This window comes from Streptomyces sp. NPDC051211 (assembly GCF_040689505.1).
Classification (GTDB): Bacteria; Actinomycetota; Actinomycetes; order Streptomycetales; family Streptomycetaceae; genus Streptomyces.
In genome coordinates this window covers 73,173-93,207 of record NZ_JBFBAV010000016.1, presented here as the reverse complement: position 1 = coordinate 93,207, position 20,035 = coordinate 73,173, and the positions used below count along the sequence as shown (strand labels likewise).

Genomic DNA, 20,035 nt, shown 5'->3' with positions numbered 1-20,035 from the left:
GCCAAGACACCCAACGCCACGAACCACCGTGAGAACGGAGAGTCGGTCGTGCACAGTGAATTACCCCCCACACCCGGCACAGGCGACGCCCACCAGCTCGGGCGCAGGGACCTGCTGCGGCTCAGCACCCTGATAGCCGCCGGCGGCCTCGCCGCGCTGGTGCCCGCAGACCTCGCCCGAGCCGACACGCGGCACCGGGGCACCCAGTCGGAAACCACCACCTACCGGGGCAACTCACCCTACGGGTTCGACCAGTGGGCGTCCGTCGACTTCACCGTCCCCGACGGCGTCCGACGCCTCTCCGTCACCTACGACTTCGACGGCACGGCCGGCGTGCTGGACATCGGCATCTTCGGCCCGACGGGCTTCCGCGGCTGGTCGGGCAGTGCCCGGCGCGAGTTCACCCTCTCCGGCTCGGACGCCACCCCGGGCTACGTTCCCGGCCCCGTCCAGTCCGGCCAGTGGTCCGTCGCGCTCGGGCCGATGGTCAACAAGTCGAGCGGAATGGACTGGCAGGTCAGCGTGACCCTGGAGTACGGGGACCCGCTGCCGGTGCTTCCGTACGACGCCCTGCCCGCCGCGGTGCCGGGACGCGGCGCCGGCTGGTACCGGGGCGACCTCCACCTGCACACCGTCCACTCGGACGGTCAGCGCACCGTCGAGCACCTCATCGCCGACGCCCGTCGCGCGAAGCTGGACTTCATCGCCACCTCGGACCACAACACCAGCTCCACCGGCGTCTCCTGGCGCGGCAACGTCCCCGCCGACCTCCTCGTCCTCAACGCCGAAGAGGTCACCACCCGGCACGGCCACTGGCTGGCGGTCGGCCTGCCCCAGGGTGAATGGGTGGACTGGCACTACGCCCCCTCCGACGCCGGCGTGCTGGACAAACACATCAGGCGGCTCCACAGCCTCGGCGGACTCGCCGTCGTCGCCCACCCGCTGACCCCGGGCCCCGGCGCGTTCTGGGAGTTCGGCCTGGACCGGGTCGATGCCATGGAGGTCTGGAACGGGCCGTGGACGCTGGACGACGCGGCCAACATCGCCCTCTGGCACGCCATGCTCTGCCTCGGCAAGCGCATCGCCGGCCTCGGCAACAGCGACGCCCACAGCCCCGGCGACGTGGTCGGCGAGCCGCACAACGTGGTGCATGCCGCCGGCCTGTCCGCCCCCGCCCTCCTCGACGCCCTGCGCAGGGGAAGGTCGTACGCCGTCGAATCCGCGAACGTGACGGTCGACCTCACCGCCGGCGCCAACGGCGCCGCCGCCGGTCCCGGGGAAGAACTCCCGCTGTCCTTCTTCGACGCCGTCGACGTCACCGTGGACGTCACGGGTGCGCCGGACGCCGTCATCACGCTCCACACCGAGTGGGGCATCATGGCCGCCAAGAAGATCGACGGCAGTGGCCGGGGCCGCCTCCACTGGAGGGGCTGGGGCAAGGCCTCGCTCTTCGCCCGCGCCGAAGTGCGCCGCCTCAAGCCGGCCTCCACCACCCTCGACCAGATGGTGGCGATCACCAACCCGGTGTGGTTCCACCCGGCCGGCCTCCCTCCCTACCCCATCGAGGAACGCACCTTCTTCCAAACGGAGCGGCGACCCGACGGAAGCTGGAGCAGCATGCGGCCGCTGCCGGGGCCCGGCAGCGCCCCCACGTTCACCGGAGTACAGGCGTCCGTCGCCGGCATGCCGGACGGATCGGTCCAGGCACTGGGCATCGGCACCGACAACAAGCTGTGGTTCACCATGCGGAAGGGGTCGGCCACGATCCAGCCCTGGCAGCAGCTCGCCGGTCCGGACGGCCAGGCCGCGTTCGCCGTCCGGGAAGCCGCGATCACCGGATTCGCCGACGGCACGAGCCAGATCGTGGTCACCGGCATGGACGGCACGGTGTACCACCGGCAACGCCGCGCGACGGGAGCGTGGGCCGGATTCCGGCAGGTGCCCGGCAACCAGGCGGCCGGCCGCTGGGGGGCGACCAAAGTGGCCATCGCCGGAATGCCCGACGGCTCCGCGCAGGTCCTCGGCTACGGCACGGACGGCTCCATGTACCACTGCATCCGCAGGAGCAGCGGATCGTGGAGCGGGTGGGGCCGGCTCGCCGGGTTCAACGGGGCTCCGGCCTTCGCCGGCCCTGCCCTGGCGATCACCGGAATGCCGGACGGGGCCTCGCAGGTCCTCGCCATCGGCCTGGACGGCATGGTCTACCACACGATCCGCCGCCCCGACGGCTCGTGGACCGGCTTCCAGCCTCCCAGGGGCGTGACCACCCCGACCATGGGGGCGAGCGCCGTCGACATCGCCGGTATGCCCGACGGCTCCGCCCAGGTCGTCGCCGTCGGGCGGGACGGGAACGTCTGGCACCAGATCAGGAGGCCGGACGGATCCTGGACCGGATTCGCGCGGATGCCCGGCCCGAACGGCCGGGACCCCTTCCCGGCCGGCCAGGCCCGCATCACCGCCCTGCGCGACGGCACCGCGCACGTCCTGGGCATCAGCGCCGGCTGACGGGCCCGGGCTCCCCGCGAGCGGAGCTCGGATCCGGCGCGAAGGCCGCCGCCGGCAACACGGTCCCGACCGCCGGCGGCGGCCACCCCGGCGACCGACAACCCTCAGGCGGGCTCGGACAGTACGTCCGCCAGCCGGTCGAGTCCCCAGTCGAGGTCCTCCTGACCGATCACCAGCGGTGGCGCGAGCCGGATCGTCGAACCGTGGGTGTCCTTCACCAGTACGCCGGACTCCAGCAGCCGCCGGGCCACCGCGCTTCCGCCGCCGTGCCGTGCGGGAACGTCGACACCCGCCCACAGTCCGCGTCCACGGACCGCCTCCAGCAGACCCGTTGCGGTCATCTCGCCGAGACGCGCATGCATGTGTGCCCCCAACTCGGTCGCCCGCTGCTGGAATTCGCCCGTGCGGAGCATCGCGATCACTTCCAGGGCCACGGCGCACGCCAGCGGGTTGCCTCCGAACGTGGAGCCGTGCTGGCCCGGGCGCAGCACTCCGAGGACGGCCTGCGAGGACACCACCGCCGAGACCGGTACCACCCCTCCGCCCAGGGCCTTGCCCAGGAGGTACACGTCGGGCACCACGCCCTCGTGTTCGCAGGCGAAGGTCCGGCCCGTCCGGCCGAGTCCCGACTGGATCTCGTCGGCGATCATCAGGACGTCGTGCCGGGCCGTCAGCTCCCGCACCTGTGCGAGGTAGCCGGGCGGCGGGACGAGTACCCCGGCCTCGCCCTGGATCGGCTCCAGCAGCACCGCGACCGTGTCCTCGGTCAGGGCCGCCGCCAGCGCCGCGGCGTCCCCGTAGGGGACCACGTCGAAGCCGGGCGTGAAGGGCCCGAAACCGGTGCGTGCGTCGGGGTCCGTGGAGAACGACACGATGGTGGTGGTGCGGCCGTGGAAGTTGTTCGCCGCGACGACCACGCGCGCCTGTCCGGGGGCCACCCCCTTGACCTCGTAGCCCCACTTGCGGGCGACCTTGACGGCGCTCTCCACGGCCTCTGCGCCCGTGTTCATCGGGAGCACGGTCTCCATGCCGCACAGGTCGGCGAGCTGTGCGCAGAACTCGCCGAAACGGTCGTGGTGGAAGGCGCGCGACGTGAGCGTCACCCGGTCCAGCTGGTCCTTGGCCGCGCGGATCAGGCGGGGATGGCCGTGGCCGAAGTTCAGAGCCGAGTACCCGGCCAGCAGGTCCAGCGCGCGCCGGCCCTCGATGTCGGTGGTCCACGCGCCCTGGGCCGATGCGATCACGATCGGCAGCGGGTGGTAGTTGTGCGCGCTGCGCGCCTCGGCGGCGCGGATCGCCTCGGCGGTGGTGGCCGGGGCGGGGGTGGCCTGGGCGGGGGTCTCGAAGACGGTGGACACGGTGCCTCACTTGCTCGTGTTGCGGTTCAGGTGGGTGCGCAAGGATCGATTGGCTGTTCGGCCAATGCCCGGCGAGCCCGGCGGCAGGCGCGGGCACGCTCCCGCAGGGCGTGGCCCTCGACCACGCACCCGCACCCGCCGGGTCGGAGGAGGGCAGGCCGGCGGGCATGAGGGGGCTGTCTCCTCGGATCGGCAGGAATGCCGGGATCGCTATCCTGGCAACCTGTTCGCGCCGCCGCCGCAGCCGATCGCCCCACGAAACGAGGCCTGCATTGTCCGATGACACAATGGCCGCGGACTTTCCGGACGCGGAGGGGCCGGCCACCCTGGACGGCCTCCTGACCGGCGCCGGCGCGCTGGCGCTCCGGGTGCTCGCCGCACCCGGCGGACTCGGTGTTCCCGTCCGCAGCACCGTGATCCACGACGCGGGCGACCGGCTGGCGGAGTCCCCCGGCGGGGTGCTGCTGCTCGTCGGCACCGACCCGGCCGACCCGCGCCAGTCCGGTGTACTGCGCGAGGCCGCCGCATGCGGTTTCACCGCCGTCGTCGTCAAACGCCGGGGCCGGGACGTCCAGCGCTTCCTCCTGGAGGCCTGCGCCCACGACGTCGCCGTGCTGGCCGCGGCCGACGACCTGCCGTGGCGGAACATCGACGCCGTACTGAGCTGCTCCCTCGCCGGCCCGGGCACCGGCACACCGCTCGGCGTCGGCTCCGCGAGCGGCGGAGAGCTCTTCGTACTCGCCGATCACCTGGCCGCGGCCGTCGGTGGAGCGGTGGCCATCGAAGACCTGGCACAGAACGTGATCGCCTATTCCGGTGTGCCCGGCGTACGCATCGATGTGCCGCGCGAGCGCGGCATTCTCCAGCGAAGGGCGCCCGACCTGCCCGAACAGCGCCGCCAATATCGGCAGGTGCTGGTCGCGCAGGGCGTCGTCCGCTTCCCCGTGATCGGCGAGGAGCTGCCGCGGGCCGCAGTGGCGATCCGCGCCGGCACACTGCCGCTCGGCACCCTGTGGGCCATCGAGCCCGAAGCGGGAATCTCCGCGGAAGGGCTCTCCGCCCTCGCCGAAACGGCCCGGCTCGCCGCACCCCACCTGCTGAGGCTGCTCAACCTGCCGGAAGCCGAGCGCCGCATGCGCCGCGAGACCCTGCGCGCCGTACTCACCAACTCCGGGCCTTCGGCGGAGGAGGCGGCGGCCCTCCTCGGGCTGCGCGCGGGCGCGGAGCTCTGCCTGGTGGCCTTCGGGCCGCCGACTGCGGCGGGCAGCCGGGACGGGGCCGCCGCGTCCGCCACCGCAGCGGCGACGCTCCTGGAGCACATCGAGTCCGAACTGGTCCGGCATTGCGCCGCCCACCGCCCGGACGCCACGGTGACCGCCACGGGAGGTGCGGTGTTCGTCCTGCTCCCCCAGGCTTCGACCGCTGCCGCCCGCCGGTTCGCCGACATGGCGCTCGGCGCGGTGCGCCGGGCGGTCGCACCCGCGGTCCGCGCGGCCATCACCCGTTCCCACAGCGACCTCGGGCTCCCGGCCGCCCTGCGCCGGGAAGCCGAAGCGGTGCTGCGCGCGACGGCCGGCGCCCCGGTGGGAGCGCCGGCTGCGGCCGCGTCGGACGTACGGCACCGGATCCTGCTGGACCGGTTGGGCGACGAACTGGACCGGGATCCCTGGCTGCGCCCGACCGAGGTCGATGCGCTGCTCGCGCACGACGCCGCTCACGGCACCGGATACGCGGCGACGGTCACCGCCTGGCTGGACGAGCTGGGCGATGTCGCCGCTGCCGCCGGCAGGCTTCAGGTCCACCCGAACACGCTCCGGCACCGGCTGAAGCGCGTCCGCGAGCTGTTCCGCCTCGACCTCGGCGATGCCGACATCCGCCTGGCCGCCTGGTTGGCGCTCAGGCGAGCGGCGGAGTCGCCCGCCGTTCCCGCTCGGCACGGTCGTCCGCTCGGCCCGGATGCGGTGAGCCCGTAAGGTCTGCGTGTGACGACGAACGCGAGTACGAGCCGGCCGCTGTACGGGTGCATGGGCCTGGGCGGCACCTGGGGACCCGAGCCCTACGGGGCCGCGGAGATCGGGGCCGCGGAGGCGGCGGTCACCGCCGCCCTGGAGATCGGGATCACCACCTTCGACCACGCCGACATCTACCGCCACGGAAAGTCCGAGGCGGTCTTCGGTGAACTCCTGGCCCGCGACCCCGGACTGCGCGGGCGGATCACGCTCCAGACGAAGTGCGGGATCCGCCTGCCGGACGGCGAGCGTCCCGGCATCTACGACCTGCGCGGCAAGACCGTGCTGCGCCGGGTCGAGGAGAGCCTGACCCGGCTGCGCACCGATGTGATCGACGTCCTGCTGCTGCACCGGCCGGACCCGCTCGCGGACCCCGACGACATAGCCGAGGCCCTGACCTCCCTGCACGCCCAGGGCCTGGTGCGCCGGTTCGGTGTCTCCAACATGGGAGCGGCGCAGATCGCGGCGCTCCAGGCCCGGTTGGGGCTGCCGCTCGTCGCCAACCAACTCGAGATGAGCCTGCACAAGCGCGACTGGGTCGAGGCCGGGATCCTGCTGAACACCCCCGCGGCGGCGGCCAACGGCTTCCCCTTCGGAACGCTGGAGCACTGCCGCGACCACGGCATCCAGGTACAGGCCTGGGGCGCGCTGGCACAGGGACGGTTCACCGGACGACAGGAGACCCCGCACGAGCAGGCGGCCGCCGAGCTGCTCGCGGCGCTGGCCGAACGCAAGCAGGTGACCCCGGAGACGGTGCTGCTGTGGTGGCTCCAGCGGCACCCGGCCCGGATCGCGCCGGTGATCGGCACTTCCGATCCGGGCCGGATCCGGGCCTGCAGGCAGGCGGTCGGCGGGCCGCCGGAGCTGGACCACGAGGAGTGGTACGCCCTCTGGCTCGCCGCCCGCGGCGAGCCGCTGCCCTAGGCGGTGTCGGCCGAGGTCGGCCGACGTCAGGAGCTCGTCAGGAGCTCGTCAGGAGCTCGTCAGGAGCTCGTCAGGAGCTCGTCAGGAGCTCGTCAGGAGCTCGTCAGGATGACGAGTTGCCGGGTCGCCCGGGTCATCGCCACGTAGCGGTCGACCGCTCCTTCGACCCCCTTGCCGAACTCTTCCGGATCGACGAGGACGACCAGGTCGAACTCGAGTCCCTTCGAGAGCTCCGGGGTCAGCGACCGGACGCGGGACGTCGACCGGAACGTCGGATCGCCGATGACGCAGGCGATCCCGTCGGCATGCGTCGCCAGCCAGGTGTCGAGGATCGCGTCCCGATCCGAAACGGATCCGTGCACGACGGGGATGCCGCTGCTGCGGATGGAGGTCGGCACATTGGCGTCCGGGAGCTCGGCCCGGATGACCAGCTCGGCTTCGGCCATGACCTCCTCCGGCGTGCGGTAGTTGATGCTCAGGGAGGCCACGTTGATCCGGTCGAGGCCGACCCGCTCGAGCCGTTCCTGCCACGACTCCGTGAACCCGTGCCTGGCCTGGGCCCGGTCCCCGACGATGGTGAAGCTCCGCGACGGGCAGCGGAGCAGCAGCATCTGCCACTCCGCGTCGGTCAGTTCCTGGGCCTCGTCCACGATGACGTGCGCGAACGGGCCGGCGAGCAGGTCCGGTTCGACGCCGGGCAGTGCGCTCTCGTCGATCAGGGTGTCCTGCAGGTCCTGTCCGCGCAGCATCGTCACCGCACCCTCACCGTCGTCATCGGCCTGCAGCAGACCGTCGATGACGTCGGCCCTGCGCGCGCGTTCGGCGGCGACGGAGGCGTCGTGCCGGCGCTTGCGTACGGACGCCTCCGCGTCGCCCAGCCGCTGCCGTGCCGCGTCCAGGAGCGGCAGGTCGGACACCGTCCACGCCTGGGCATCCGCGCGCTGCAGCGCGCGGACGTCGTCAGGGCCGAGCCAGGGAGCGCATTTGCGCAGGTAGGCGGGCACCGACCACAGGTCTCCGACGATGTCGGTCGCCTCGAGCATCGGCCACGCCCGGTTGAGGGTCCCGATGAGCTCCCTGTCCTCGAGCAGCGACCGCCGGAGCAGGTGGGGCGGGACGTCGCTGTCGTCCTTGTCCATCAGGATCGTGACCAGCTCCTCCCGGATCTGGTCACGCGCCTCGTTGTGCGGAGTACCCGGTTCCACTGCTTCGAACGCCGCCGCCCAGTCGTCGGCGCTCAGCCAGATGTCGGACCAGTGGCTCGAGACCGTCATCCCCTTGGTGGGCGGCTCCTCGTAGAGGGCGACGGCCGGCTCGATCGCCTTCACCAGGTCCGCGGACGACTTCAGAAGGGCCGCCCTCGGGTCGGTCTCGATCGCTGCCCCGGCTCCCTCGGCGACGAGGTCCCGCACGGTGCAGGTCTGCACGCCCTCCTCTCCCAGGCTGGGCAGGACATCGGCGACGTAGGCCAGGTAGGGCTGGTGCGGACCGACGAACAGCACGCCGCCCCGACGGTGACCGAGGCGGGGGTCGGAGTAGAGGAGGTGGGCGGCCCGGTGCAGGGCGACGACGGTCTTGCCCGTGCCCGGACCGCCGTCGACGACCAGAGCGCCGCGGGATCCCGCCCGGATGACGGCGTCCTGGTCGGCCTGGATGGTGGCGAGCACGTCGCGCATCCGGTCCGACCGGTTGCTGCCCAGGCTGGCGATGAACGCGGACTGGTCGTCGAGCGCGGCATGCCCTTCGAGCCCGTCGGCGGTGAACACCTCGTCCCAGTAGTCGCTGATCCGGCCGCGGGTCCAGCGATACCTGCGGCGGCTCGCCAGACCCATCGGGTTGGCGTGGGTCGCCGCGAAGAACGGCTCGGCCGCGGGGGACCGCCAGTCGAGCAGCAGCCGGCGCCCGGTGCTGTCGGTGAGGCCGAGGCGGCCGATGTACACGGGCTCGGGATCGTCCGTACCGACGATGTGCCCCAGGCACAGGTCCAGACCGAAGCGACGCAAGGCGCGCAGGCGCCCGGTCAGCCGGTGGATCTCCGCGTCCCGGTCCATCGCCTCCCGGCCGACGCCGCCGGGAGCCCTGCGCTCGGCCTCGAGGCGGTCGGACTGTTCGGCGATCGCTTGCTCGAGGCTCGCCGCGATGGTCGCGAAGTGCTGCTCATCGGCGTCGATCAGCGCCGGGTCGGCCTTGGGGGCGAGGTGGTCGGGAAGGTCGAACGCGCTGGTGGTCAGGGAGTTCATGCCATCAACTCCCGGCCTTCGACGTCACCGCACGACCCGTCAACTGGCAACAAAACACACACTTCTTGAATCCCCGTTTTCCGCAGGTCCTGGTCTGGAACCGCGATTCTGCCCCACGAACGGGATCTTGCCGCAAGCCCCCCGGTGCGCTATAAGTTGAGAGTGGCGAGGAGTGAGTACTCCTCTTCGCCTTCATCGCCGCTGCGGACGGGGACACTCTCCGCGAAGCGGCAACACGCCGCGTACGGCGGCTACTTCGGCCCAAGCGCAGCCGACTCGTCGCGTCAGAAGCCGGGCAGGTTGCCGACGACGCGGCCCCACAGGGACCGGGTGCGGGTGGCGCCGAAGCCGCTCTCGTGGACCCAGACGTGGGTGCACGCGGGGCACTGGAGGTGGAGCAGGCTGCCCGTGTTGGTCAGCAGGTAGCGCCAGTGGGCGGAGCAGGTCCGCCGCTGCTCGCAGGGCTCGCAGCCGCGCGCGTCCTCGCACTTCGGGCAGGCCACCCAGGCGCGGCGCCCGGGGTCGGCCTGCGGGTCAAGCGGCAGCACTGCCGTCTCCTCGCGCGGGCAGCACACCGGCCGCGACCAGGTCCTCGTAGAGGCGCTGCTGCCGTGCGTCGAGTCCGGAGTACAGCAGGTCGTACGCGGCCTCCTCGCCGAGGAGCACCTCGACCGGGTCCCAGTCCGGGCCGAGGGCCGCCATCACCTGGGCGCGCCGGAGCACCTCCTGCGAGGTGAGGTCGACCGCGAACTCGACCAGCGCGGACGCGCCGGGCGCGTCGAGCGCGTCGGCGTCGCCGGGGTCGCCGGGGTCGGATGCGGGGTCATGGGGGGCCATGCCGTCGAACTTAGGTAGCCCTTCCTTCCGGGTCAAGGGAGGGTGGGCGGAGTCACAGGCCCGGCCGAGCGGCCATGCCCCGCTAGGCGTTCTTCTCCATGCCCGGGCGCAGGCGTTCCAGCAGGGCGTAGAGGGTCGTGCTCTCCTCCGGCCCGAGGGTGTCGAGCGCTCCGTGGGTGGCCTGCATCTCCTCGCGGACGCGACGGATGATCTCGCGGCCCGCGTCCGTCGCCACGACGTTCTTGACGCGGCGGTCCGCCGGGTCGGGCTCGCGGCGCACCAGTTCGCGAGCCTCCAGGCGGTCCACGATCCCGGTGACGTTCGATGCGTCGCACACCAGGAGGGTGGCGAGGCCGCGCATCGGCAGAGGGCCGTTGAGCTGTGCGAGCACGCGGGCCTGGGTGGAGGTCAGGCCGTGGTGGGCCGCCGCGGCGGCGAAGTCGCGCCACTGGGCCGCACCGATGGCGGCGAGGAGCTCCAGGAGCTGGAGCTTGGTGGGGGTCTGGAGGGGCGTGGCGCTCATGGCTCGAGCGTACTCAGAATCATTGACATTATCAATTGTTTACTTGACCACCTTAACTATCGAGGTCTACCGTCGAGGAAATACTTGATGACTTCAAATATCTGCGATCTGAAGCAGTGAGAGGGTCCTCCCAGACATGAGTCCCGCCGCCCCGCCGTCCCCCGCAGCCGACCCCCGGCGCGAGACGGTCGTCGTCTTCGCGCTGAGCCTGGCCGCCATGGTCGTGTCGATGATGCAGACCCTGCCGGTCCCGATCCTCGGCCTCATCCGTGCCGACCTCGGTACCTCGACCGCCGGCGTGAGCTGGGTGACCACCGCCACGCTGCTCTCGGCCGCCGTGTTCACGCCCCTGCTGGGCCGCTTCGGTGACCAGCACGGCAAGAAGCCCACGCTGGTGGCCGTCCTGGGCGTGATGGTCGTGGGTTCCGTCATCGCCGCCGTGGCGAGCTCGCTCCCGCTGCTGATCCTGGGCCGCGTACTCCAGGGCGCCGCCACCGCGATCTTCCCGCTCGCCCTGTCCGTCCTGCGCGAGGAGGTCCGCCCGCAGAAGCTGCCCGGCGCCATGGCGCTCGTGAGCGGCACCCTCGCGTTCGGCAGCGGCCTCGCGCTCGTCGCCACCGGCCTGCTCACCTCCGGCTCCGACGCCGACTACCGCAACGCCTTCTGGATGGCGACCGGCTTCGCCGTCATCGCGCTGGTCGCCGTGGCCGCCCTGGTCCCCGCGACCCGCCACAAGACGGGCGGCCGCACCGACTTCCTCGGCGCACTCACCCTGGGCATCACCCTGCTGCTGCTCCTGCTGCCCATCTCGCAGGGCCACGAGTGGGGCTGGGACTCCGCCCGCACGCTCGGCAGCTTCGCCGGCGCCGCCGTCATGACCGCCGTCTGGGTCCTCACCGAGCTCAAGGTCCGCGAGCCCCTCGTCGACATGCGGATGTTCGTCCACCGCCCGGTGCTCATGGCGAACCTGGCCGGCATCCTCGTCGGCTTCGGCATGTTCGCGAACTTCCTGGGCGTCTCCTACCTCGTCCAGATGCCCGAGGCCCTCACCGGCTACGGCTTCGACGCCTCCATCCTGCGCGCCTCCGTACAGTTCCTGCTGCCCGGCGCCATCGTCTCGCTGCTCGCCTCGCCGATCGGCGGCCAACTGGTCCGCCACCGCGGTCCGCGCACTGCGCTGGTCCTGTCCGCCGCGCTGGGCACCCTGGCCTTCGGCTGGCTCGCCCTCGACCACGGCCACACCGTCTCGGTGATCGGCGCCGGCGTGGTCGTCGGTGCGGCCGTCAGCTTCGGTTACGCGGCCATGCCCGCCGTCATCATGGCGAGCGTCCCGCACCACCAGAGCGGCATCGCCAACGGCATCAACTCCATCTCTCGCTCTACCGGCAGCGCGATCGGCAGCGCCGTCGTCACCACGATCCTGGCCTCGAAGACCATCGAGCACCTGCCCGCCGGCGCCCCTGTCCTGCCCGCCGAGTCCGGGTTCACCCTCACCTTCTGGATCGGGGCCGGGGCCTTCGCCCTCGTCGCGGTCATCGGCCGGCTCGGCCTGCGCGCCGGGCACGGACCCCGCACCACCATGACCGCCGGGGCCGCCGCCTCCGACACCGCGCCCGGCGCCGCGCCGGCGAAGGTGGCAGAACCGGCCTGACCCGCCGCGACCGCCACGTCAGGGCGGCTCACTTCGGTACGAAGCTGACCAGGAACATGCGGGGCCACAGCTTGCCGGTGAGCAGGAACCGGTCGGTTCCGGGTACGGCTGCGATGCCGTTGAGGCTCTGGGCTCCGCGCCGTTCGGACGGTGTCAGCAGTCCGGTGGCGTCGATGTGCGCGGTGACGGCGCCGGTGTGCGGGTCGATGCGCACGATCGTGTCCGTCGGGTAGGCATTGGCGTAGACCGAGCCGTCCGGCGTGCATTCCAGTTCGTTGAGCCGTGTCACGGGCCGGCCGTCCTGGTGGACGTCGATGCCGCCGGTTGCTTCGAAGGTGTCGGGGTCACGGAAGGTGAGTCGGTCGGTGCCGTCGCTCATCACCAGCCGCTCCCGTCCGGCGACCTGTTGGTGGCACAGGCCCCAGCCCTCGCCCTCGTAGGTGACCCGACGGCGTTCCGCGAGCGTCACGGGGTCGCGCTCGATGGCGATGCCGTTGCGCCAGGTGATGTGCCAGAGCCTGCCGCCGGACAACGTGATGCCCTCGCCGAACAGGGTCGCCGGCAGCTCGGCGTACGCCGTGGGCGGCTTGCCCGGCGGTCCGGCGCGCAGCGAGGACCGGCGGAACAGCCCCGTGCTCTCGTAGAGGGTGCCGCCGTGGAACTCCAGCCCCTGGGTGAAGGCCCGGGGATCGTGGGGAAGGCTGCCGCGTACGTCGGCCCGCAGCAGCCGGACCCCGTGCGTGCCGGGTCGAAGGGGTTGGGCCGGTCCGGGCCGGGTCACATCGTCGAGTGCGAACGCGGTGGACCGGCGGTGGGCCGAACCGCTGTCGCGGTCGGCCGGTACGGCCGTCGGCTGCGCCTCGGCACCCTGGCCCCGACCACCGCACCCTCCGACGGCGGCAGGGAGCAGCACCGCGGCCAGTACCGTCGCGACCACCGTCCGTGCGTGGGTGCCCGATCCCTTCCGCCTCCGGCGAGCGGCGCGCGGCTCGCTGATCTCTGTGCTGTGGCGCACGGCGTCTTCCCGTCCTGGTTCCTCGCACAAGGCCATCAGATTGTGCCGGACCACGGGCGTCCCGGCTGCGCGCCGCACCGCGGCATCGGCGAGTTTCGCCTCGGGCACGGGCCCGAACCGGTCAGGCGGGGTTCGTGCTGCGGAACGAGCGGCGGTAGGTGTCCGGGGGGACGCCGACCGTTCGTTTGAACTGGCGGCGGAGTGTGGTGGCGGTACCCATGCCGGTGGCGCGGGCGATCGCCTCGATGCTCTCGTCGGTGGCCTCCAGCAGTTCCTGGGCGCGGCGGACGCGCTGGGTCAGGAGCCACTGGAGCGGCGTCTGCCCGGTCACCGACCGGAACTGCCGTCCGAGATGGCGCGGGCTGGTGTTCGCCCTCCGCGCCATGTCCGTCACGGTCAGCGGCTGGTCCAGCCGCTGCCGGACCCAGGCGAGCAGGTGGGTGAGCATGTGGTCGCCCGTGACCTGCACCGGCGTCGTCACGAACTGGGCCTGGCCGCCGGTCCGGTGGGGCGCCATCACGAGGCGGCGGGCGACGGAGTTGGCGATGGTGGCGCCGTGGTCGAGGTGGATCAGGTGGAGGCAGAGGTCCACGGCGGCGGCCTTGCCCGCAGCCGTGAGGACGCTGCCGTTGTCCGTGTACAGCACGTCCGGGTCGACCTCGGCCAGCGGGTGGCGTGCGCTCAACTCCGCGGCGTGAGCCCAGTGGGTGGTGGCCCGCCGGCCGTCCAGCAGGCCCGCGGCGCCGAGCAGGAACGCTCCGGTCCACAGGGAGGCGACCCGGGCGCCCGACTCGTGGGCCGCGCGTACGGCTTCGATCAGCTCCGCCGGCGGGGGATCGTCGATGTCGGCGCAGGCGGGCACGATCACCGTGTCGGCGCCGACCAGCCGCTCGAGCCCGTGGTCGGGCTCGACCATGAACGGGCCGACCCGCACCGGTCCGGGACCGCAGAGCAGTACGTCGTACCAGCCCTGTGTGGCTTCGCGCGGGGGGTTGCCGAAGATCTCGTAGGCCACCGCCAGTTCGAAGTGCAGCAGGTGACCGGCGGCCGGCAGCGCGACAGTGGGCATGTCCGAAAGTGTACGTGTGATGTCGTTCCGGACCATCACGGTCGCGTTCCGCCGGCGGCGAGACTTCACTCATCGGCACATCGAGATCGGGGAACCATGAGTACAGCGGCTGCAGTAGTGGTTTACGGGGCGACAGGGCACACCGGTCGCTTCATCGTCGCCGAACTGCGGAGGCGCGGCATCGCCACCGTCATCTCCGGGCGGGACGCAGCCCGGTTGGAGCTGCTGGCGGCCGAGTGGGGCGATGTGGTGGTGCGGCCGGCCACCGTGGACGACGCGGGCTCACTGGACCGGGCGCTGGCCGGTGCGGCGGCCGTCATCAACTGCGCGGGACCGTTCGCGGTGACGGGAGGCCCGGTCGTCGAGGCAGCCTTGCGCGCGGGGATCCCGTACGTGGACGTCGCGGCGGAGATCGAAGCGAACGTTTCGATGTTCGCCGACCATGCGGAAGCAGCCGGAAAGGCGGACGTGCCCGTGGTGCCGGCGATGGCGTTCTACGGTGGGCTGGGCGATCTGCTGGTGACCGCGGCGATGGGCGAATGGACCGCTGCGGACGAGGCGCACGTCGCGTACGGGTTGAGCAGCTGGCATCCCACGGCGGGCACCCGGGCTGCGGGTGCGGTGTCCCATGAGCGTCGCGGGGGCCGTCGGGTGCGGTTCGCGGACGGCGCGTTGCAATACCACGAGGACAAGGCGTCGGAGCAGGAGTGGCCGTTCCCGGAGCCGCTGGGGCGGCGAACGGTGATCGCGGAGTTCTCCATGGCCGATGTCGTCACCGTGCCCAGCCACCTGGCCGTGCCGGAAGTACGTACCCACATGGCCGTCGAGGCCGCGAGGGACTTGGCCGGGGAGGACACGCCGGAGCCGGAGCCGGTCGATGCCCTGGGGCGGTCGGACCAGATGTTCGTCGTCGACGTCCTGGTCCGCGCGGGTGACGTCGAGCGCCGCGCCACGGCCCGTGGACAGGACATCTACGCGGTCACTGCCCCGCTGGCGGCGGAGGCCGTCGAGCGGATCCTGGCCGGGCGCATTCGGACGACGGGCGTGGCCTCGGCCGGCGCGATGTTCGACGCGGCGGACTTCCTCCGGGCGCTGAGCCCGCACCTGTCGGTGGAGCTTCCGCACTGACCGGCCGACCGCACTGACTGGCCGACCGCACTGACCGGCCGGCTGGACTGTCCGGCCGGCCGGACACCGGGCTCCGGGGGCGTACTGCCTCCGGAGCCCGGTGTGCCGGTTGCGGGTCAGGCAGGGGTGATGTTCTCCGCCTGCGGGCCCTTCTGGCCCTGGGTGATGTCGAAGGTGACGGCCTGGCCTTCCTGGAGCTCGCGGAAGCCGGAGGCGTTGATGTTGGAGTAGTGCGCGAAGACGTCGGGGCCTCCGCCGTCCTGCGCGATGAAGCCGAAGCCCTTTTCGGCGTTGAACCACTTCACAGTTCCGCTGGCCATGCTCGTGCCTCTCAGTCGATGTCGGGTCCGCACCGCGCGGACCCGGAGGTGATCGCCCTGGTCCCGCACTGCACAGCAAGGCGCCCGCGCCAAGGCGCGGGCAGGTACTGCGAACCACGACAGCTGGAGCTGACGCTACACGCCGGAACCGATCCTCACCAGAGAGCAACGATCACCGATTCGGGCGGCCGGAGAGGCGGTGCAGCGGACGGGAGCGACGCGCGTTGCATGAACATGCATCCTCGTGCATACTCTTCCCATGTCCAAGGTCCTCACCTCCCTCCCCGCCGGCGAGCGCGTCGGCATCGCCTTCTCCGGTGGCCTCGACACCTCCGTCGCGGTCGCGTGGATGCGCGACAAGGGTGCCGTCCCGTGCACCTACACCGCCGACATCGGTCAGTACGACGAGCCCGACATCGCCTCGGTGCCCGGCCGTGCGAAGACCTACGGTGCCGAGATCGCGCGCCTGGTCGACTGCCGCGCGGCGCTGGTCGAGGAGGGCCTGGCCGCGCTGACCTGCGGGGCGTTCCACATCCGCTCGGGCGGGCGTGCCTACTTCAACACCACGCCGCTCGGCCGCGCCGTCACGGGCACCCTCCTGGTCCGGGCGATGCTCGAGGACGACGTACAGATCTGGGGCGACGGCTCGACCTTCAAGGGCAACGACATCGAGCGGTTCTACCGGTACGGCCTGCTCGCCAACCCGCACCTGCGCATCTACAAGCCGTGGCTCGACGCGGACTTCGTCTCCGAGCTCGGCGGCCGCAAGGAGATGTCGGAGTGGCTGCTCGCCCACGGCCTCCCCTACCGCGACAGCACCGAGAAGGCCTATTCCACCGACGCCAACATCTGGGGCGCCACCCACGAGGCCAAGACCCTGGAGCACCTCGACACCGGCGTCGAGACCGTCGAGCCGATCATGGGCGTGCGGTTCTGGGACCCCTCGGTCGAGATCGCCGCGGAGGACGTGACGATCGGCTTCGACCAGGGCCGCCCGGTGACGATCAACGGCAAGGAGTTCGCCTCCCCCGTCGACCTGGTGATGGAGGCGAACGCCATCGGCGGCCGCCACGGCATGGGCATGTCCGACCAGATCGAGAACCGGATCATCGAGGCCAAGAGCCGCGGCATCTACGAGGCGCCCGGCATGGCCCTGCTGCACGCCGCGTACGAGCGCCTGGTCAACGCGATCCACAACGAGGACACCCTCGCGCAGTACCACAACGAGGGCCGGCGCCTCGGCCGGCTGATGTACGAGGGCCGCTGGCTCGACCCGCAGGCGCTGATGATCCGCGAGTCGCTGCAACGCTGGGTGGGCACGGCGGTCACCGGCGAGGTCACGCTGCGGCTGCGGCGCGGCGAGGACTACTCGATCATGGACACCTCCGGCCCGGCGTTCAGCTACCACCCGGACAAGCTGTCCATGGAGCGCACCGAGGACTCGGCGTTCGGCCCGGTGGACCGGATCGGCCAGCTCACCATGCGCAACCTCGACATCGCCGACTCGCGCGCCAAGCTGGAGCAGTACGCCGGGCTCGGCCTGATCGGCACCGCGCATCCCGCCATCGGTGCCGCCCAGGCGGCCGCGACCGGGCTGATCGGCGCCATGCCGGAGGGCGGCGCCGAGGCCATCGCCTCCCGCGGCGAGGTGTCCGGTGACGACGAGATGCTGGACCGCGCCGCGATGGAGTCCGGCACGGACTGACCGGTCCCGCTGTCCGGGAGACGGGCCGGCTCGGCGCCAACGGCGTCGGGCCGGCCCGTTTCCGTTCAGCGCAGGTCGAGCCGCATCAGGACCCGGGGGTGGCCGGCCAGCACCGAGGTGGTGTCGGCGGCGTGGGTGAACCCGGCGCGTTCGAAGTTCTTCCGGAGCCCGGCGTACGCCATGGTCATGTCGACCTTGGCGTCACCGTTGTCGAGCGGGTACGCCTCGATCGCCGGTGCCCCGTGGGCGCGGGCGAACTCGACCGCGCCGGTGATGAGGGCGTGCGAGATGCCCTGCTTCCGATGGCCGGGGCGTACGCGGATGCACCAGAGCGACCAGACCGGCAGGTCGTCCACGTGCGGAATCTTGCGGCTGCGCGCGAAGGAGGTATCCGATCGCGGTGCCACGGCGGCCCAGCCGACCGGCTCGTCGCCGTCGTAGGCGATCACCCCCGGAGGGGGTCCCGTACGGCACAGTTCGGCGACGTACTCCCCGCGGGCCGGCCCGCGGAGCTCGTTGTTGAGCTTGGACGGGATCCGGTAGCTCAGGCACCAGCAGACGTTGGCGCCGGGTGACTTCGGGCCGAGCAGGGTCCGGACGTCCTCGAAGACCGAAGCCGGGCTAACTTCGATGGTCATGGCACCACACTGTCACGCGGTGGGGGGCGGCGGCGACCGGGCTCCCCAGGTGACCGTGCGAACAGAGTTCCTGTGGAGGCGGCGTGCCGGTCTTCGATCAGGATGTCCCGTTCTGGGTAGCGTGTCCCCACCAGTGACGGGTACTCGGTTTTCGAGGTGGACTCATGAGGCGTCAGACGCGCCTGCTCGGTTGTGTGTTCGTGGCCGCGGTGCTGGCCGTGTCCGGCTGCACGGAGTCCGCAGACCGTGCGGACGGCAAGTCGGCCGCCGGCGCACCGCGGCCGAAACCGATGCCGGGCACGGGGGCGGGTGAGGAGGCCTGGCAGCCGGCGGCCGGGGAGGTGCTGCCCGGCATGGTCGACGTCTCGGAGGCGCGCACGCAGTTGGCCGGGCTGAAGGTGGCTCCGGAAGGGCCGATGACCGGCTTCGGCAGGTCGCGCCATGCGCACTGGCTGGGGCAGGACCAGCAGTGCGACGTCCCCGAGTTCGTCCTCAAACGGGACGGGCGCGGTGTGAAGCGGGACGCCGACTGCCGGGCGGTGTCCGGGACGTGGAAGAGCCTGTACGACGGGCAGGTGATCAGCGACCCCGCCAAGCTGGGCATCGACCACGTCGTTTCCCTCGCGGCCGCCTGGCGCTCCGGTGCGAACACCTGGGACGAGGCCAAGCGGAAGGAATTCGCGAACGACCTCGCCCGGCCGCAGCTGCTGACGGTCTCCGCCGACTCCCACCGGGCCAAGGGCGACCGGTCCCCCGATGCGTGGCAGCCGCCGGACAAGGCGTCGTGGTGCACGTTCGGGCGGGCCTGGACCACGGTGAAGGCGTACTACGGGCTGACGGCCACCGAGGCGGAGAAGACCGTGCTGACCACGATGCTGGACACCTGCCCCTGACGACCGGCTCAGGCACTGCTGCGTGGCGGTGGAAGGTTCAGGCGGGCCGTCCTTGGCCGGCCGCCCGGCGGGAGGTCTTCCGGCGGCGCAGGGTGACGGCCGCCGCGGTGGCGGCCACGAGGACGGAGGCCACCGTGAGCAGCCAGGCCGGGACACCGGGGCCGACGGTGAGGAGCGCGTCGGTGTAGGTGGTGCGGCGGAAGGGGGTGTCCGCGGGGGTGCGTACGAGTTCGTGGTCGCCGGTGATGGCGGCCGGCCGGGGGAAGTCCTGCTCGACGGCGGTGAGGTAGGCCGGGCGGCCGTCGGTCAGGGCGGCCAGCGGGTCGCTGGGCTCCGGTTCGACGCGTCCCGCGAAGGTGACCTCCGGGGTCCCGCCGCCGATCGCGTCGCGGGGTTCCATGCGGTGGTCGGCCAGCACGTACAGGCCGAGTGCCTGCGGGGTACGGGCCAGCCGGGACAGGCGCATCGGGTACACCAGGCGGTCGCTGGCGAAGCGTATCCGCAGCGGGTCGAGGGTGCCGCGCAGCATCCGGCCCGGTTCACGCGGGGCGAGGCGTACCGCGACGTACTCCCACTGCTGTTCCACGTACGGGCGCAGTTCCGCGGCGAGGCCGGGCGGCAGCTCGAAGCCGTTGGCGGTGAGCCAGTTCCGCAGGGCGTCCGGGTCGGTGGCGGTCAGCCGGGCGACGTCGAAGTCGCCCAGCTGCTCGCGTCCGACGACGCCGACCGGCGCGCCGCTGCCGGGCATCGGGGCGGCAGCTGCGCCGTCGCCGGTACCGGTGGAGAAGGGCCAGTCCCCTTCCCTGGGCCAGAAGTAGTGGCGGGTCTTCCGCTCCGGCAGGGTCCGCCGGGCCAGGTCGCCGAACAGGTCGGGGTCGCCCAGTTCGACGGTGGCCCGTGTGGGCACCGGCATGATCCAGGCGGCCCGGGGCGCATCGCCGTTGACGGTGAAGCGCATGACGATCTGCTCGGTGCGGCCGTCCCAGCGGACGACCGACAGCTCTTTCTCCACGCCCATCCGCGAGGAGCGGTCGGTGACCATGGCCCCGCAGCCGCACGCGTACGCCGGGGCGATCAGGGTGACGGCCTGAAGGGCCAGCAACACGGCGGCCAGGGTCAGGAATCTGCTTTTCCTCTTGTGCACGCGGTATGCGACGCACCTGGTCGTCGTGTGGTTCCTGCCGGGTCCGGCGGGATCGCCCTCCGCCCTCCGCCGCGTT

17 protein-coding genes are annotated in these 20,035 nt (G+C 72.1%); 7 read left to right on the top strand and 10 right to left on the bottom strand.

Annotated elements, in window-relative coordinates; translation table 11 throughout:
- Nucleotides 1-48 precede the first annotated feature (48 nt).
- Nucleotides 49-2,505, top strand: a complete 2,457-nt coding sequence (locus tag AB0447_RS18125) for a CehA/McbA family metallohydrolase (RefSeq protein ID WP_366477668.1) — start codon at nt 49-51, stop codon at nt 2,503-2,505.
- 104 nt (nt 2,506-2,609) lie between these two features.
- On the opposite strand, the gene rocD is transcribed toward AB0447_RS18125, so the two are convergent.
- Nucleotides 2,610-3,863, bottom strand: a complete 1,254-nt coding sequence (gene rocD, locus AB0447_RS18120) for an ornithine--oxo-acid transaminase (RefSeq protein WP_366477667.1) — start codon at nt 3,861-3,863, stop codon at nt 2,610-2,612.
- A gap of 287 nt (nt 3,864-4,150) precedes the next feature.
- On the opposite strand from rocD, the gene AB0447_RS18115 reads away from it, so the two are divergent.
- On the top strand, nt 4,151-5,836 hold the full coding sequence (locus AB0447_RS18115) for a helix-turn-helix domain-containing protein (protein ID WP_366477666.1): 1,686 nt from the start codon (nt 4,151-4,153) through the stop codon (nt 5,834-5,836).
- A 9-nt stretch (nt 5,837-5,845) separates the two neighbouring features.
- On the top strand, nt 5,846-6,796 hold the full coding sequence (locus AB0447_RS18110) for an aldo/keto reductase (RefSeq protein WP_366477665.1): 951 nt from the start codon (nt 5,846-5,848) through the stop codon (nt 6,794-6,796).
- A gap of 92 nt (nt 6,797-6,888) precedes the next feature.
- Here the strand turns inward: AB0447_RS18110 and helR are convergent, their stop codons facing one another.
- The 4 genes from helR to AB0447_RS18090 form a co-directional block, all read right to left on the bottom strand.
- The gene (gene helR, locus AB0447_RS18105; protein ID WP_366477664.1) at nt 6,889-9,036 is read right to left on the bottom strand and encodes an RNA polymerase recycling motor ATPase HelR; all 2,148 of its coding nucleotides are present in this window, start codon (nt 9,034-9,036) and stop codon (nt 6,889-6,891) included.
- A gap of 284 nt (nt 9,037-9,320) precedes the next feature.
- Nucleotides 9,321-9,584: a hypothetical protein gene (locus AB0447_RS18100; RefSeq protein WP_366477663.1), complete on the bottom strand. Its 264-nt coding sequence runs from the start codon at nt 9,582-9,584 to the stop codon at nt 9,321-9,323.
- Nucleotides 9,571-9,873, bottom strand: coding sequence for a DUF6400 family protein (locus AB0447_RS18095; protein WP_366477662.1), 303 nt, complete (start codon nt 9,871-9,873; stop codon nt 9,571-9,573). Before AB0447_RS18095 ends, AB0447_RS18100 begins: the two co-directional genes overlap by 14 nt.
- Nucleotides 9,874-9,955: 82 nt before the next feature.
- Complete coding sequence (locus tag AB0447_RS18090) at nt 9,956-10,396, bottom strand: MarR family transcriptional regulator (RefSeq protein WP_366477661.1); 441 nt, start codon at nt 10,394-10,396, stop codon at nt 9,956-9,958.
- Nucleotides 10,397-10,532: 136 nt separating this feature from the next.
- Between AB0447_RS18090 and AB0447_RS18085 the strand changes: the two genes are divergently transcribed.
- Nucleotides 10,533-12,047, top strand: coding sequence for an MFS transporter (locus AB0447_RS18085; RefSeq protein WP_366477660.1), 1,515 nt, complete (start codon nt 10,533-10,535; stop codon nt 12,045-12,047).
- Between the two features lie 28 nt (nt 12,048-12,075).
- Here AB0447_RS18085 and AB0447_RS18080 read toward each other — a convergent pair whose 3' ends face one another.
- Both AB0447_RS18080 and AB0447_RS18075 read right to left on the bottom strand, forming a co-directional pair.
- Nucleotides 12,076-13,062 (bottom strand): glutaminyl-peptide cyclotransferase, encoded by a 987-nt coding sequence (locus tag AB0447_RS18080; RefSeq protein WP_366477659.1) that lies wholly within the window; start codon nt 13,060-13,062, stop codon nt 12,076-12,078.
- A 121-nt stretch (nt 13,063-13,183) separates the two neighbouring features.
- On the bottom strand, nt 13,184-14,131 hold the full coding sequence (locus AB0447_RS18075; protein WP_366477658.1) for a helix-turn-helix domain-containing protein: 948 nt from the start codon (nt 14,129-14,131) through the stop codon (nt 13,184-13,186).
- A 96-nt stretch (nt 14,132-14,227) separates the two neighbouring features.
- On the opposite strand from AB0447_RS18075, the gene AB0447_RS18070 reads away from it, so the two are divergent.
- Nucleotides 14,228-15,259 carry a saccharopine dehydrogenase NADP-binding domain-containing protein gene (locus AB0447_RS18070; protein WP_366477657.1) on the top strand — a complete coding sequence of 344 codons (1,032 nt, stop codon included), beginning with the start codon at nt 14,228-14,230 and terminating at the stop codon, nt 15,257-15,259.
- 116 nt (nt 15,260-15,375) lie between these two features.
- Here the strand turns inward: AB0447_RS18070 and AB0447_RS18065 are convergent, their stop codons facing one another.
- A complete protein-coding gene (locus AB0447_RS18065; RefSeq protein ID WP_037751662.1) occupies nt 15,376-15,579 on the bottom strand; it encodes a cold-shock protein in 204 nt (67 codons plus the stop codon).
- 259 nt (nt 15,580-15,838) lie between these two features.
- Here AB0447_RS18065 and argG point away from each other — a divergent pair, with 259 nt between their 5' ends.
- Nucleotides 15,839-17,284, top strand: a complete 1,446-nt coding sequence (gene argG / locus AB0447_RS18060) for an argininosuccinate synthase (RefSeq protein WP_366477656.1) — start codon at nt 15,839-15,841, stop codon at nt 17,282-17,284.
- A 65-nt stretch (nt 17,285-17,349) separates the two neighbouring features.
- Here argG and AB0447_RS18055 read toward each other — a convergent pair whose 3' ends face one another.
- On the bottom strand, nt 17,350-17,922 hold the full coding sequence (locus AB0447_RS18055) for a GNAT family N-acetyltransferase (RefSeq protein ID WP_366477655.1): 573 nt from the start codon (nt 17,920-17,922) through the stop codon (nt 17,350-17,352).
- A gap of 164 nt (nt 17,923-18,086) precedes the next feature.
- On the opposite strand from AB0447_RS18055, the gene AB0447_RS18050 reads away from it, so the two are divergent.
- The gene (locus AB0447_RS18050; RefSeq protein ID WP_366477654.1) at nt 18,087-18,815 is read left to right on the top strand and encodes a DUF1524 domain-containing protein; all 729 of its coding nucleotides are present in this window, start codon (nt 18,087-18,089) and stop codon (nt 18,813-18,815) included.
- Between the two features lie 37 nt (nt 18,816-18,852).
- Here AB0447_RS18050 and AB0447_RS18045 read toward each other — a convergent pair whose 3' ends face one another.
- Nucleotides 18,853-19,959 (bottom strand): DUF2330 domain-containing protein, encoded by a 1,107-nt coding sequence (locus AB0447_RS18045; protein ID WP_366477653.1) that lies wholly within the window; start codon nt 19,957-19,959, stop codon nt 18,853-18,855.
- Nucleotides 19,960-20,035 lie beyond the last annotated feature (76 nt).

What these genes read in the sequence shown, in the direction of transcription:
- AB0447_RS18115 (WP_366477666.1), top strand. Translation starts at nt 4,151, where the DNA reads ATGGCCGCGGACTTTCCGGACGCGGAGGGGCCGGCCACCCTGGACGGC.
- helR (WP_366477664.1), bottom strand. Translation starts at nt 9,036, where the DNA reads ATGAACTCCCTGACCACCAGCGCGTTCGACCTTCCCGACCACCTCGCC.
- AB0447_RS18095 (WP_366477662.1), bottom strand. Translation starts at nt 9,873, where the DNA reads ATGGCCCCCCATGACCCCGCATCCGACCCCGGCGACCCCGGCGACGCC.
- AB0447_RS18090 (WP_366477661.1), bottom strand. Translation starts at nt 10,396, where the DNA reads ATGAGCGCCACGCCCCTCCAGACCCCCACCAAGCTCCAGCTCCTGGAG.
- AB0447_RS18085 (WP_366477660.1), top strand. Translation starts at nt 10,533, where the DNA reads ATGAGTCCCGCCGCCCCGCCGTCCCCCGCAGCCGACCCCCGGCGCGAG.
- AB0447_RS18075 (WP_366477658.1), bottom strand. Translation starts at nt 14,131, where the DNA reads ATGCCCACTGTCGCGCTGCCGGCCGCCGGTCACCTGCTGCACTTCGAA.
- AB0447_RS18070 (WP_366477657.1), top strand. Translation starts at nt 14,228, where the DNA reads ATGAGTACAGCGGCTGCAGTAGTGGTTTACGGGGCGACAGGGCACACC.
- AB0447_RS18065 (WP_037751662.1), bottom strand. Translation starts at nt 15,579, where the DNA reads ATGGCCAGCGGAACTGTGAAGTGGTTCAACGCCGAAAAGGGCTTCGGC.
- argG (WP_366477656.1), top strand. Translation starts at nt 15,839, where the DNA reads ATGTCCAAGGTCCTCACCTCCCTCCCCGCCGGCGAGCGCGTCGGCATC.
- AB0447_RS18055 (WP_366477655.1), bottom strand. Translation starts at nt 17,922, where the DNA reads ATGACCATCGAAGTTAGCCCGGCTTCGGTCTTCGAGGACGTCCGGACC.
- AB0447_RS18050 (WP_366477654.1), top strand. Translation starts at nt 18,087, where the DNA reads ATGAGGCGTCAGACGCGCCTGCTCGGTTGTGTGTTCGTGGCCGCGGTG.